The following is a 12794-nucleotide window of genomic DNA, read 5'->3' on the forward strand; positions in this document are numbered from 1 at the left end:
GCCAATGATACAATCCGGCCGAGAGAATCGCGAGGTGGCCCGTGCTTCAGCTGTTGATCCTGGTCCTCGTCGTGGTCGGACTCGGCTGGCTCATCGGCGTCACCAATCTTCCTGGTCCTTGGTATGCGGAACTGGCAAAGCCTTCCTTCGTGCCGCCGAACTGGGCGTTTCCGGTCGCCTGGACCATCCTCTACATCCTGATCGCCGTCGCCGGCTGGAGAACGCTCCGACGCGAGCCCCGAGGGAGAGCCATGGCGTTCTGGATCGCGCAGCTCGTCCTGAACTTCGCCTGGTCTCCTGTCATGTTCACCATGCACCGGATCGGAACTGCGCTCGCGATCCTGTGCGGTCTGTTCGCAGCGATCGTCGCCTATATCGCTCTCGAACTGTCACGAGACGGGCTGGCGGCCGCACTGCTTGTGCCCTATGCCGCCTGGGTTGCCTTCGCCGGCGTCTTGAATGCCGCGATCTGGAGCCTGAACTGAGGTGCCGGTTTTGCGGCCGCAGTCCTACCCTTCGTATTGATCCGGCCCCATCGCCCAGAATGCCTGATCGTGGCCGTAGGCATAGTTGCGGTTGTTGACCGCAGGATTGCGATTGACCATCGGCCGCATGAACATCGGATGCGTCGCGCTGCGCACCTCGTGCTCGACCGTGAACAGAGGCTTGCCGCTGTCGAGATCGACGATGTCGCAGAAGCGGTATTGATATTGATTGTCCTCGCGGGAGATCAGGTCGCGCGCCAGCAGCTTGCGATAGGGGCCGGAGAAATCGGTGATGTACATCTGCACATGGTGGCCGTCGTAATCGGGCTGTGGCCGATCGGTCTCGCGGAACAGGAGATGCTGGTCGCGGCCGGTCTGCACCGCCGCAACCTTGCCGTCACCGTTCCGAAGGGTCGCGGGCATGCCCATGATCTCAGGATAGAAGACGCAGATCGCCTGCGCCGCTCCGGGCGGTACGTCGAACTCGACATAGGGGATGCCGAGCGCGATGCGCCCGAAGCGCGCCGCATCGGGCTCGTGGATGCGGATCCGGTTGCCCCAGGGACAGACTGCTTCGACATAATCGTTATGCTCGGCATACGCGAAGGCTGTGCCTTCCAGCTTGCTTTTGACCGAAGCCAGGCGTGCCAGCAGCGCTTCGCGGCCCTCGATGACGAGCCCGGTATGGCCGCGCAGGACCTGCGGCTTGCCCTGGGGCAGATGAAACTGGCTCCGGCCAGCGTTGACCCACATGTTGGTGTCCGACACCATCAGATAGGGATCGCGCGTCAGCCCGAGTCCGGTGACGTAGAACAGCGTGGCGAGGCGCTGGTCCGGAACGGTGATATTGACGTGCTCGAAATGGATGGCGTTGCCGAGATCTTCTGCGGATCGATCGAATTGTTGCGGCATGGCTGTGCGCTTCTCGCTGGAGGGACTGCTGGCGCCATACTAGAGCAGAATTTCCGCCAGCCGAAACATTTGGCCGATCACATCTTGTCGGCGGGACGTGGCAAGTGCTGCCACCTTGCCGTCGCACCCATTCCCTGTAATCTCGACGGAAACCGATGGGGAATGAGGTCGATGGGGGGAGTACTGCAGGGCGTGCGCGTCCTTGATTTCGGGCGCTATATCGCGGGGCCGTATTGCGCGACCTTGCTGGCCGAATTCGGCGCCGAGGTCATTCGCGTCGAAAAGCGCGACGGCAGCGAGGATCGCTTCGTGGCGCCGGTCGGCGAAGGCGGCGAGGGCGCCCTGTTCCTGCAGGTCAACCGCAACAAGAAGTGCATCACGCTCGATCCGATGAAGGCGGAGGGGCAGGAGGTGATGCGCAAGCTTGTGGCGACCGCCGATGTCGTCGTCGCCAATCTGCCGCCGCAGACGCTTCATGCGATGAAGCTCGATTACGACTCGCTGAGAGCGATCAAGCCGGACATCATCCTGACCACCGCCACCGCATTCGGCGGGCCTGGCCCCTGGTCCGATCGCGTCGGCTTCGATGGCGTCGGCCAGGTCATGTCGGGCTCGGTCTACATGACCGGTGCCGGCGACCCGCCGTACCGCGCGGCGGTGAACTGGGTCGATTTCGGCACTGCGCTGCATTGCGCGTTCGGAACGCTCGCGGCCCTGATCGAGCGCGGCAAATCCGGGCGCGGGCAGATCGTCGAGGGCGCGTTGCTGGCGACCGCTTTGTCCTTCACCAATGCGACGCTGATCGAGCAGGCCGTCATCAACGTCAATCGTGTCCCGACCGGCAATCTCGGCCAGACTGCGGCGCCTGCGGATATCTACCGCACGAAGGATGGTTGGGTCTTGTGCCAGGTCACGGGCCATCCGCTCTTCAAGCGCTGGGCCAGGCTGATGGGGGAGGAGGAGCTGTGGTTGAACGATCCGCGCTTTGCCGACGACATCAGCCGCGGCAACAATGGCCCTGTCATCAGCGAGCGGATGGCACGCTGGTGCGCCGAGCGCAGCACGCAGGAGGCGGTCGACACGCTCGGCAAGGCAATGATTCCGACCGGGCCTGTTCTGAGCCCGCAGCAGGCGCTCGATCATCCGCACATCCGCGCCGCCGGCTTCCTCCAGGACGTCGACTATCCCGGTCTGCCGAAACAGGCGCCCGTCGCGCGCGCCGCGATCCGGCTGTCGGAAACGCCGGGCGAGATCGCATCGCGTCCGCCGACGCTCGGTGAGCACACCGATTCCGTCCTGGCGGAACTCGGCTACGACAAGGCGGCGATCGCAACGCTGCGGCAGAGCGGCATCATCTAGCCGCGCGAGCGGCGCTGCTTGCGCAGCCGCCGATCCCTCTCTGTCCGTCGATCGCCCGATAAAGCCGTGGAACACAGGCGGCCGCTTGCCGTTCCTACACTCGGGGCCCGCGCGCGCGCACACAGGGAGTATCGACATGGCCGACGACCGCTTTGCCGAATTGCTGGGCCGCGCCGCCATGGACGTCTGGGGCGATATGCCGCGCGAGGTTCAGGAGGCGCTGTTCGAGACGGCTATGAAAGGCCGCGCCTCCGAGCGCGAAGCCCTTGCGCGGCTGCTGCATGATCGCCACCCGCGGACGGCCCATCCCGCCAAGCCGGCCTGAGAGGAGCGGACGCGCGTTGACGTTTCAAGCCTGCGTCGAGTGTCGAACATGGAGCTGATGGAAGCCGAGTCTGTCGCCGAGCTTCCCCGCGGGACGCAATGGCAATACGAGCCGAAATGGGATGGCTTCCGTTGCCTGCTGGTCCGTGACGACAGGCGCGTCAGGATGCAGTCGAAGGGTGGTCGCGATCTCGTGCGCTATTTTCCTGAAATCGCATCCGCGGCATCAGCTCTATCCGCCAGCTCGTTCATCCTCGATGGGGAGCTGATCATTGAGCTGGAGGGCGGATACTCGTTCGATGCCTTGCTTCAGCGCATCCACCCGGCGGCCAGCCGCGTGAAGCGCCTGGCCGTGGAGACGCCGGCCAGTTTCATGGCTTTCGACCTGCTGCGATCGGAGGACAGGGACCTCACCGGGCTTCCGCTCGACGAGCGACGGTCCGCACTCGAGCAATTCGCGCGGCGCTATTTCAGGGGCAACCGCGTGTTTGCGCTGTCGCCGGCCAGCCGCAGCCTCGCCGGCGCGAAAAAGTGGCTGCAATCCGTCAGGGAAGGCCACGACGGGGTGGTCGCGAAGCGTCTCGATCTCGCCTATCGCGGCGGTGCGCGCGACGGAATGCAGAAGATCAAGCTGATGCGGTCGGCCGATTGCGTGGTCGGCGGCTTCAGGTATGGCGAGAAAAAGCAGGGCAGGCGAAAGGTGATCGGCTCGCTGCTGCTCGGACTCTACGACGACTCCGGACTGCTGCACCACGTCGGCTTCACCTCGGCCATCAAAACGGCCGATCGGCCGGGCTTGACCGAGACGTTCGAGGCCATCGCGAGCGGAAGCAGCTTTACCGGCAAGACGCCCGGCGGTCCGAGCCGATGGTCGACGAAGCGGTCCGCCGAGTGGCAGCCGGTGCGCCCCATTCATGTCGTCGAGGTTTCCTATGACCACGTCAGCGGTGGCCGGTTTCGCCACGGCACGAAAATCGTGCGCTGGCGCCCCGACAAGAAGCCCTCGCAATGCCGCATGGATCAGCTGGCGCAGAAATCAGCGAATGGTGGTGGGCGATGAGAGACAGCACCTCGGAGATCGCTCCGATCAGTGATGCCGTTCACCTCTGCGTCGACATGCAGAATATCTTTGCGCCCGGCGGTCTCTGGGCAACGCCGTGGATGGAGATGGTGTTGCCGACGATCGTCTCGATCGTGTCCCGCCATCAGATCAGGACCGTCTTCTCGCGCTTCATCACGCCGCAGGATCCCGAAGATCGTCCCGGACAGTGGCAGAGTTATTTTCGGCACTGGCGGCAGGCAACCCGCCGGCAGCTCCCGGCATCCGCGCTCGAACTGGTGCCGGCGCTCGCGCGCTACGTTCCTCCGGCCCGCATGGTCGACAAGCCGGCCTATTCCGCATTCAGCAATCCGGGCCTCTGCAGCCTGCTGATGGAAAAGAACGTCGGCACGGTGGTGATCACCGGTGCGGAGACGGATGTCTGCGTCCTCTCGACGGTGCTGAGCGCCGTCGATCTCGGCTTCAGGGTCGTGATCGTGCAGGACGCGCTATGCAGCTCGTCCGACGTCGGCCACGACGCACTCATGACGATGTACCGCACCCGATTCCACGGTCAGGTCGATCTGGCGACCGCGGAGGAGCTGACGGAGTTTTGGCAGGAATAGAAGGTGCCCGGCCGAGGCCGCGGGGGCGGTTTGGGGTTCCGATGTGAAGTCTGGACACGTGCGTTCGCGCGGCAAATCCCCTATGGATGACGAGGCGCAGCCGAATCGCGATGGATCCGGCGCGCCTTTTGACGCCTGTATGCGACCAGAAACGGATTAACGTGCGGCATTCCAAAAAAGCGCGGCCAGCGGCCAAAGGTGCTCCGAACAAGAGCGCGCTCAAGAAGAATTCGTCAGTCAGGCGTTCGCCGAAGAAGCGCGCGCCGGCCAAGAGCTCGACAGGCAGACGCGCGCCAGGCAAGGCGGCGCCGAAGCAAGGCAAGGCTTCGCAACGCGCCACCATCGCATCGTCATCGCCGCTCGGCATGATGGCCCTGCATCTGCTGGGGCAGTGGAACGAGTCCGGCCGCAATGGTCTCGTGTTCCTCGCTGAAAGCGAGAACAGGGCGGAGCGGCTCGGCAGCGTCATTCATGCGCTCGACCCGTCCTGCGAAGTTCTGGTGTTTCCGCGCCTGAACACCCTGCCGTTCGATCAATTGGAACCATCGCGCGAGATCGCCGGCCGCAGAGCCTCGGTGCTGCGGCGGCTTGCGAAATCGAAGCATCCAATCTTTCTCGTCTCGACCGCGGAAGCCGTGATGGAGCGCTTGCCGCCGCCCGCGAGCCTGTTGCGGCTGAACACGGCTCTGAAAGTCGGCGGCACCTTCTCCGAGAGCGAGCTTCGCGTTCGTCTCGAAGAACTGGGCTATGACCTCGACGACGAGCCGGATTATCCGGGCGGCGCCCTGTTTCACGGCCAGACCTTCGAGATATTTCCGGCCGGAGCATTGGGGCCGTTCCGGGTGGAGCATTCGGCGCGCACCATCAAGCGGATCGTGGCGTTCGATCCGCAGGAGCACGACATCATCTTCGAGACCAGTGAGCTTCTCGTCGATCCCATGTCGGAACGAACAGCCCTGTCAGGCGCGCGGGCCAGGCGCGCGACGCTGTTCGACTATTGCGGAAAGGCCAAGTGGATCGCGGATGCCGGCGTGTCGGTGCATGCCGATGCCTGGCTGAGCACGATCGAGGAGGCCGCGGGCCGCGCCGACAGGGAGCGCGAATATCTGGGACGCCCTGACTGGAAGCAGGCGACCCGCGGCATGAAGGTGCTGCCGCGCAACGCTCCGTTCCAGCCGACGCCGGAATTCTCAAAACTGTCATCCGCCCGGAAAGCGCTTCGCGCCTTCGTCGAGGATGTCAGGCACGACGGTTCGCGCCTGATCTTCGCCGCGGCGCAGGAGGAGGATTTGCGTGCGATGGAGCGCATGAGCGGCGTGCGGGTGGAGCGCGTCGCGGACTGGGCGGAGGCCGAGGACGCGCGCCATCGCGACGTGGCGCTGCTGGCCGATCTCGACGGCGGCTTCGTCATTCCAGGCAGGAAATCCACGGTCGTTCTGACGGCAACCGACGTGCTCGGCAGCCGTGCTCATCATCCGCAACCGATGGCGCGAAGCTGGAGCGCGGCCTTCGACCATGCCGACGTGCCGGAACCGGGTACAGTGGTGGTGCATCTTCAGCGCGGTCTCGCCGTGCTCGATGGCCTGCAGACGGTGAACACCGGCGGCGGCGCATTGCGCGAGATGGTCAGGCTGTCCTTCGCGGGAGACAACGCGGTCCTGGTGCCGCCGCCCGATTTGGCGCTGATGTGGCCCTATGCGACGGAACTCGGCAAGCTCGCCCTCGACAAGGCGGATGGCAGCACATGGTGGGCCCGCCGCAGCGAGGCTGAGCAGGAGATCCAGGTCGCGGGCAAGGTGCTTGCCAAGCACATCAGCCAGCGCAAGCGGCGGAAGGCGGCAAAGCTGGTGCCGCCTGGCTCGGCCTACGAAAAATTCGTGGCGCGCTTTCCCTATTTCACCACCATCGATCAGGCCAAGGCCATCAACGACGTGCTCGATGATCTGGCATCCGGCCATCCCATGGACCGGGTGATCTGCGGCGACGTCGGCTTCGGCAAGACCGAGGTGGCGCTTCGGGCGGCGGCGGCCGTGGTGCTGTCAGGCAAGCAGGTGGCGATCGCGGTGCCGACGACAGTGCTGGCGCGACAACACGTCGCGACCTTCCGCAAGCGCTTCGCGGCGGTTGATATCGAGGTGGGCAGCCTGTCGCGCGCGACATCGGCTGCGGAGGTCAGGGAGACCAAGGAGGGCTTGCGCAGCGGCCGGATCAAGGTCGTGGTCGGCACGCAGGCGCTGACCTCGAAGGACGTCAAGTTTGACGATCTCGGCCTCGTCATCATCGACGAGGAGCAGCATTTCGGCGCCGCCGAGAAGGCAAAGCTCTCCGGTCTCGCCAAGAATCTCCATACGCTCTGGATGAGCGCCACGCCGATCCCGCGCACGCTCGCCGCGGGCCTTGCCGGGTTCAGGGATCTCAGCGTCATTGCCTCGCCGCCGGTTCACCGTCTTCCGGTCGCGACCAAGATCGCGCCGCTGTCGGATGCCGCCATCGCCTCGGCCTTGCTGCGCGAGCAGCGACGGCATGGGCAGAGTTTCCTGATCTGCCCGCGCATCCAGGATCTGGAGCCGATGCTGGCGCGCGTACAGGCGGTCGCGCCCGATCTCAAGATCGTCTGTCTGCACGGCAAGCTGCCGGCCGACGAGATCGACGAGCGCATGATGACGTTCGTCGAAGGCAAGGCCGATGTGCTGCTTGCCACCAACATCGTCGAGAGCGGCCTCGACATCCCGCGCGCCAATACCATCGTGGTGTGCTGGCCGGAAAATTTCGGTCTCGCCCAGCTTCATCAGCTGCGCGGGCGCGTCGGCCGCGGCGGCATCCGCGCCTTCGCTTATCTCCTGACGGAATCGACCTCGGGGCAATCAGAGAAGCGACTCGCCGTGCTGGAGGAGTTCAGCCGGCCCGGCGCGGGCTTCGCCATCAGCGAGCGCGATCTCGACCTCCGCGGCGCGGGCGATCTGTTCTCGGAGCAGCAATCCGGCCACGTCCAGGTGTTCGGCCCCGTGCTCTACAGTCATCTGCTGAAGATGGCCTCGGAGAAGGTCGATGACGGCATGTCCGTGGTGTGGGTGCCCGATCTCAACTTGCCGGTCGCGGACATGCTTCCCGCAAGCTACGTGCAATCCGCGCCCGTACGGCTCGAGCTCTATGCCCGCGCCGCGCGTTGCGCCAGCGAGGACGAGCTCGACGATCTCGAGGAGGAAACCGCCCGCCGCTTCGGGCCATTGCCGCAGGCCGCCCGCGATGTCTTTGCGGCTGCGCGACTGAGGCTGGATTGCAAACGCCGGGGCATCATTCGCCTGGACGTCGGCCAAAGCGCCGTCGCCGCGACGTTCCTGCCGGGACGGCTGCGGAAGTCCAAGGGCAAGTCGCTGCAGCGCGATGGCGATCGCGTCGTCTATCACAGCCCGATGCGGGATGCGCCGTTTGAGCGGGTCGACGAATTGCTGGAGCTTCTCGACGAGTCGTGAGCCAGGGCGTGTAGTCGGCGAGCACCAGACATATTTCGCTCGATGGCTACCGCACCTGCTAAGTTCAGACGGATACACTGGCCGTTCGTACCTGGGAGGCGGACATGCGACGACGGGAGTTCCTTGCTCTTGTAAGCTGCGTGGCAGCAGCTTGCCCCCTTGCCGCGCGTGCTCAGACCGCGAGGATTTATCGCGTTGGGACACTCACTGCGGGCCCCCCAATCTCTGCTGCAGCGGATCGTGGTGAGGTGTTCTTCAACGAACTGGCGAAACGTGGCTACGTGATTGGACGCAATTTGGTCCACGAGGCGCGTGGCGCGTCGGGCAAGCTTGAGCTGGTTCCGCAGCTGATGCAGGAGCTCAAGGCCGCGGGAGTGGACGTTGTTGTCACGATCAGCTATCCGGCAGCATCCGCCGCCAAAGTATCGGGCGTTCCGACGGTCCTGGCGTCCGGCTCCGGCGATCCGGTCAAGACCGGCCTGGTCGAAAGTCTCGCGCATCCGGGCGGGAACGTGACAGGAATAGCGGATGACGCATCGACACTTTCCACCAAACGCCTTTCCTTGCTGACGGCCTTGTTGCCCCGACTTCACCACGTCGCGATGATTTGGAATAAGGATGATCTCGGCATGTCCATGCGTTACGAGACGTCAGCAAAGGCTGCGCAGGGGCTCGGAATTACAGTTCAGCCGCTTGGCGTTCGGGAACCCGATGACTTCAACGAAGCTTTCGAGGCGATGACGCGCGATCCGCCCGACGCCATTTTGATGGTTTCGGATTCACTAACTCTGCTCAATCGCAAGCGAGTGATCGACTATGCTGCCACACACCGGCTGCCGGCGATCTACGAGGCAGAATCGATCGTTCGCGACGGCGGCTTGATGTCCTATGGAGCCGATTCAAGCGAATCCTTCGAACGCGCTGCAGCGATGGTCGATCGCATTTTCAAGGGTACGACACCGGCCGACCTCCCGGTGGAACAGCCAACACGCTACCAGTTCGTCATCAATCTAAAGACTGCGAGGTCGATAGGGCTCGAAATTCCGTCGACCCTGGCGGCGCTCGCGGACGAAGTCATCGAATAGGCCAGCGACTTCCGTTGATGGCCCGGTTGCGACGCTCAGGGAATGTCCGGTCTCGATCCGGTGTTCGAAGTTGAATATCAGTCGGCCTGCCGCTTGAGGAGTACATGCCTTGGCTCAAAGCGAGCTGCCGCCGCAGATCACGAGCTGCTGCCCGGTGATGGCGGCCGCATCCGCCGAAAGCAGGAAGGCGACGGCAGCCGCGACTTCCTCCGGCCGAATGAAGCGGCCGATCGGTGGCAGCTTTGGTGTGACGTTGGCGCGCGTCGGATCGTGGAGCATCGGCGTTTCGGTCGCTGCGGGCGCAATGACATTCACTGTTATGCCGCGGGACGCCAGTTCACCTGCCCAGGATCGCGCGAGTGCGACCAGCGCGGCTTTTGTCGCGGCATATTGACCTCGGCCGGCTGCGCCAGCTGCGGTGCGACTGCCGATGAACACGATGCGGCCGCCCTGCGGCAAGCGTGACGCCAGCGCATCGGCGAGGCGTTCGGCCGCGTCGACATGCAGCCGCCACATCGCGGCGCCCGCGTCATGGTCGAGCGATCCGAGCGGGGCGACTTTCAGCATGCCGGCCGCATGAACCAGCGCGGTCGGCGCGAGATCGGCGACGGCGGCTGCAATCGCATCGACATCGGCGAGATCCAGCGACAAGTGCTCGAATGCCGGATGATCGAACGTTACAGCGCGCCGGCTGATACCGGTAACGCGCCAGCCGTCGCGCAGCAGGCGCTCGACGATCGCCGCGCCGATGCCTGAGCTGGCGCCGGTGACGAGCGCGTGCGGCCTCTTGTCCATCGCCTCAGCCCTGCTTCACCCACGCTTCGGTCACCCTCACATGTTTGATCGCGCGGCGATGAAAGGTGAAGGCCATGTGGATCGCGCCATCGGCGGTCTGCTTGACGCTAGGGTAGGACAGCTCGCGATTGGTCTGGTCTCGCGAATTGTTGGTCATGCAATAGCCGTCGCCGGTCTCGACATCGCGCTTGGCCCACGAGCGACCGCCGTCGGTCGAGATCGCCAGCGTCATCGGCGCTCTTGGCGCGCCCCAGAACGCGGTGCGTCCGTCCGCGTTGCCGCCGTCGCCGGCGAGCACGGGCGGAAGATCGTCCTCGATTTCGTCATAGAGCGAGAGCCGGCGGCCGGTCGCATCCTTGGCGCTGGAATCGTTGAAGACCAGCGCGAGATGGCCGTTGTCGAGCCGGGTCAGCTGGATCGAGGAGTTGTTGTTGGGCAGTGCGGTCGCTTCGGGCGCCGACCAGCTGCGGCCGTGATCGGTGGAGCGGCTTTGATAGATGTTGTCCGCCCAGCGGCTGCGATACATCGCCAGCAGCGAGCCGTCGTCGAGGCGCGCGATGCTCATATGCACGCAGCCGCGGCTGCCCGGCACCTCGATGTCGCGCCAGGTGGCGCCCGCATCGGAAGAGATCTTCACCGCGCTGGTGTCCCCGTCGCCGTTCCATTTCCGGCCCGGCGTGCTGTGGCAATAGAATACGGGCAACAGCCAGTCGCCATTGTCGAGCACGACGATCGGCTGGCGGATGAAGGTGCCGCGGCCGCGATATTCAGGGAACAGCGTCTCGATCGGGCTCCAGCTCTTGCCGTTGTCGTGCGAGAGGCGGCGGCGGATGATGGCGGTATCCTGGTTGCCGGCCAGCTGCGCCGTCCACATCAGCCACAGCGTGCCGCCGGGAGCAGGGAACAGCACGGGGTTCTGCTCCGAGCGGCCGGGATCATCGGACAGCTTTTCCGCCTCTGACCACTCTGTCGCGCCGCGGGGCAACCGCGAGAAATACACCGAGATGTCGGACATGCCCTCCTGCGTGCCGCCGAACCAGACGCAGGCGAGATCGCCATTGGCGAGCGGCATCAGATTGGCGGCGTGGTTCTGCACGCAGGGCGAGGGAATGAAAGCGTCGAACCTGTCAGGGTCGCCGGTGGCCTGACGCACGGCGCCGTCGGCGGCGATCTCGAGGTCGGCCATCATGTCGAAGTCCTTTCGACGAATGCATTTGGTTGCGCGGCCTGCGGCATGGCGGGGGCCTGGCCCATCGCCACGCGCTCGATCGCCATCACCAGCAGCGGGGTCGCGGCGGCGATGTACATGTTGTCGATGCCGAAGGGGTTGCCGAGCAGGTACCAGACCGTGGTCGAGATTGCGGCGCCGATCAGGCCCGCGGTGGCGCCGCGATTGCTGGCGAACAGCGGCAGATAGAAGCCCATCATCGCCACCATCGTGACCGACAGGCGCAGCGCGCGCGTGAAGAACGACAGCTTCAGGATCTCCGGAATGAAGAACACGAAGAGCAGCGGCGCGATCGCGATCAGAACCGAGAACACACGCGTCATCTTCAGCTCGCGCTCCGGCGTCGGCTGCCAATGGGGCACGTAGAAGTCGCGTACCACCAGCGAGGCGATCGCGAGCGCGACGGTGCAGACGCTGACGAAGATCGACGCGACCAGCGACGTCGTCACGAAGGCGGAGGCCAGCGGCGGCATCTTTTCCAAAAACACCGGCAGCGCGTAGAGGCTGTTCATGTCAGGGTAGAGATATTTTGCGGCGACGCCGATCAGCGCGAGCAGGAAGCCGAGCGGCAGGCAGAACGCCGCCGCGTAATAGGTCGCCCTGCGGGCCTCATCGGCGCTCGGGGTCGAGGAGATCGCCTGCACGATGAATTGCGTCGAGAAGATCGCGCCGACGGTGCCGAAGGTCCAGGCGAAGATGGTGGTGAAGCCGATCTTGCCGTCCCAGCTGAAATAATAGGCGGGCAGCTTGGCCTGCATCGGCGCGATGCCGCCGGTGAGCGACATCGCGACCGCGAAGATGATGATGACGCCGACGACCTTGAAGGCACTGTGCAGGATCGTCACCCAGGCGACGCCCTTCAACCCGCCAAACACGTAATAGAAGGTCGAGACCACGGCGATGACGCACATCGCGACCGGCAGGCTGACATGCAGCGCGGTGGCGATCGCAGCCGCGCCGCTGACGTAATTGCCGACATTCACCAGCAGCAGCGCGTAGATCATGATCACGGAGACGGTGAGCATGGTCGACCTGCCGTATTTCTGCGCGATCGCAGCCGAGATGGTGTATTCGCCGGAATTGTAGAGCTTCTTCACCATCAGGAGGCCGAACAGCAGGAAGCCGATCGAGGCGCCGAGCACGGCCCATCCGGCCGCCATGCCTGACTGGAACGCTTCCTGTGCCGTGCCCACGGTCGATTTGGCGCCGACGAATTCGCTCATCATCAGCACGCCGACGACGACGGCGGGCATCGCGCGCGACGCGGTCATGAACTGATCGCTGGTTCGGCTGCGCAGCTTCAGCGTGAGCCAGGACGTGAAGGCGATGTAGGCTACGATCATCGTGACGATGAGCGTGCTTTCGCCGTTGAGCAGGGCTTGCATCTCCAACGTTTCCTCTGGTGGCGCGGGATGCGGTGTCGAGGCCCGCTTCTGCCCGGCATGCAAAATGTTCGGAATGCGAACAA

11 protein-coding genes are annotated in these 12794 nt (G+C 64.6%); 7 read left to right on the forward strand and 4 right to left on the reverse strand.

Annotation, left to right across the window (positions count from 1 at the left end):
- The first annotated feature begins 41 nt into the window (after positions 1-41).
- A complete protein-coding gene (locus ACVW16_RS28305; protein ID WP_456737988.1) occupies positions 42-485 on the forward strand; it encodes a TspO/MBR family protein in 444 nt (147 codons plus the stop codon).
- 24 nt (positions 486-509) lie between these two features.
- Here the strand turns inward: ACVW16_RS28305 and ACVW16_RS28310 are convergent, their stop codons facing one another.
- The gene (locus ACVW16_RS28310; protein WP_456737989.1) at positions 510-1397 is read right to left on the reverse strand and encodes a VOC family protein; all 888 of its coding nucleotides are present in this window, start codon (positions 1395-1397) and stop codon (positions 510-512) included.
- 171 nt (positions 1398-1568) lie between these two features.
- Between ACVW16_RS28310 and ACVW16_RS28315 the strand changes: the two genes are divergently transcribed.
- The 6 genes from ACVW16_RS28315 (at position 1569) to ACVW16_RS28340 (ending at position 9303) form a co-directional block, all read left to right on the forward strand.
- Positions 1569-2756 (forward strand): CaiB/BaiF CoA transferase family protein, encoded by a 1188-nt coding sequence (locus ACVW16_RS28315; protein WP_456737990.1) that lies wholly within the window; start codon positions 1569-1571, stop codon positions 2754-2756.
- A 136-nt stretch (positions 2757-2892) separates the two neighbouring features.
- A complete protein-coding gene (locus tag ACVW16_RS28320) occupies positions 2893-3081 on the forward strand; it encodes a hypothetical protein (RefSeq protein WP_456702316.1) in 189 nt (62 codons plus the stop codon).
- Between the two features lie 48 nt (positions 3082-3129).
- Positions 3130-4140 carry an ATP-dependent DNA ligase gene (locus ACVW16_RS28325; RefSeq protein WP_456737991.1) on the forward strand — a complete coding sequence of 337 codons (1011 nt, stop codon included), beginning with the start codon at positions 3130-3132 and terminating at the stop codon, positions 4138-4140.
- Positions 4137-4745 carry a cysteine hydrolase family protein gene (locus ACVW16_RS28330; protein ID WP_456737992.1) on the forward strand — a complete coding sequence of 203 codons (609 nt, stop codon included), beginning with the start codon at positions 4137-4139 and terminating at the stop codon, positions 4743-4745. Before ACVW16_RS28325 ends, ACVW16_RS28330 begins: the two co-directional genes overlap by 4 nt.
- Positions 4746-5110: 365 nt before the next feature.
- Complete coding sequence (locus ACVW16_RS28335; protein ID WP_456738324.1) at positions 5111-8218, forward strand: DEAD/DEAH box helicase; 3108 nt, start codon at positions 5111-5113, stop codon at positions 8216-8218.
- A 248-nt stretch (positions 8219-8466) separates the two neighbouring features.
- Positions 8467-9303: an ABC transporter substrate-binding protein gene (locus ACVW16_RS28340; RefSeq protein ID WP_456702319.1), complete on the forward strand. Its 837-nt coding sequence runs from the start codon at positions 8467-8469 to the stop codon at positions 9301-9303.
- Positions 9304-9417: 114 nt separating this feature from the next.
- On the opposite strand, the gene ACVW16_RS28345 is transcribed toward ACVW16_RS28340, so the two are convergent.
- From ACVW16_RS28345 to ACVW16_RS28355, 3 genes are read right to left on the reverse strand one after another with little or no spacing between them, the layout of a single operon-like run.
- Positions 9418-10098 (reverse strand): SDR family NAD(P)-dependent oxidoreductase, encoded by a 681-nt coding sequence (locus ACVW16_RS28345; protein ID WP_456702320.1) that lies wholly within the window; start codon positions 10096-10098, stop codon positions 9418-9420.
- A gap of 4 nt (positions 10099-10102) precedes the next feature.
- Complete coding sequence (locus ACVW16_RS28350; RefSeq protein WP_456702321.1) at positions 10103-11287, reverse strand: sialidase family protein; 1185 nt, start codon at positions 11285-11287, stop codon at positions 10103-10105.
- On the reverse strand, positions 11284-12711 hold the full coding sequence (locus ACVW16_RS28355; protein WP_456737993.1) for a sodium:solute symporter family protein: 1428 nt from the start codon (positions 12709-12711) through the stop codon (positions 11284-11286). The genes ACVW16_RS28350 and ACVW16_RS28355 overlap by 4 nt, the downstream gene beginning before the upstream one ends.
- Positions 12712-12794 lie beyond the last annotated feature (83 nt).

It is taken from the genome of Bradyrhizobium sp. USDA 4474 (genome assembly GCF_054057515.1).

Excerpts from the sequence above, each read along its gene's own strand:
- ACVW16_RS28310 (WP_456737989.1), bottom strand. The coding sequence starts at position 1,397 with ATGCCGCAACAATTCGATCGATCCGCAGAAGATCTCGGCAACGCCATC.
- ACVW16_RS28315 (WP_456737990.1), top strand. The coding sequence starts at position 1,569 with ATGGGGGGAGTACTGCAGGGCGTGCGCGTCCTTGATTTCGGGCGCTAT.
- ACVW16_RS28320 (WP_456702316.1), top strand. The coding sequence starts at position 2,893 with ATGGCCGACGACCGCTTTGCCGAATTGCTGGGCCGCGCCGCCATGGAC.
- ACVW16_RS28325 (WP_456737991.1), top strand. The coding sequence starts at position 3,130 with ATGGAGCTGATGGAAGCCGAGTCTGTCGCCGAGCTTCCCCGCGGGACG.
- ACVW16_RS28330 (WP_456737992.1), top strand. The coding sequence starts at position 4,137 with ATGAGAGACAGCACCTCGGAGATCGCTCCGATCAGTGATGCCGTTCAC.
- ACVW16_RS28335 (WP_456738324.1), top strand. The coding sequence starts at position 5,111 with ATGATGGCCCTGCATCTGCTGGGGCAGTGGAACGAGTCCGGCCGCAAT.
- ACVW16_RS28345 (WP_456702320.1), bottom strand. The coding sequence starts at position 10,098 with ATGGACAAGAGGCCGCACGCGCTCGTCACCGGCGCCAGCTCAGGCATC.
- ACVW16_RS28350 (WP_456702321.1), bottom strand. The coding sequence starts at position 11,287 with ATGATGGCCGACCTCGAGATCGCCGCCGACGGCGCCGTGCGTCAGGCC.
- ACVW16_RS28355 (WP_456737993.1), bottom strand. The coding sequence starts at position 12,711 with ATGCAAGCCCTGCTCAACGGCGAAAGCACGCTCATCGTCACGATGATC.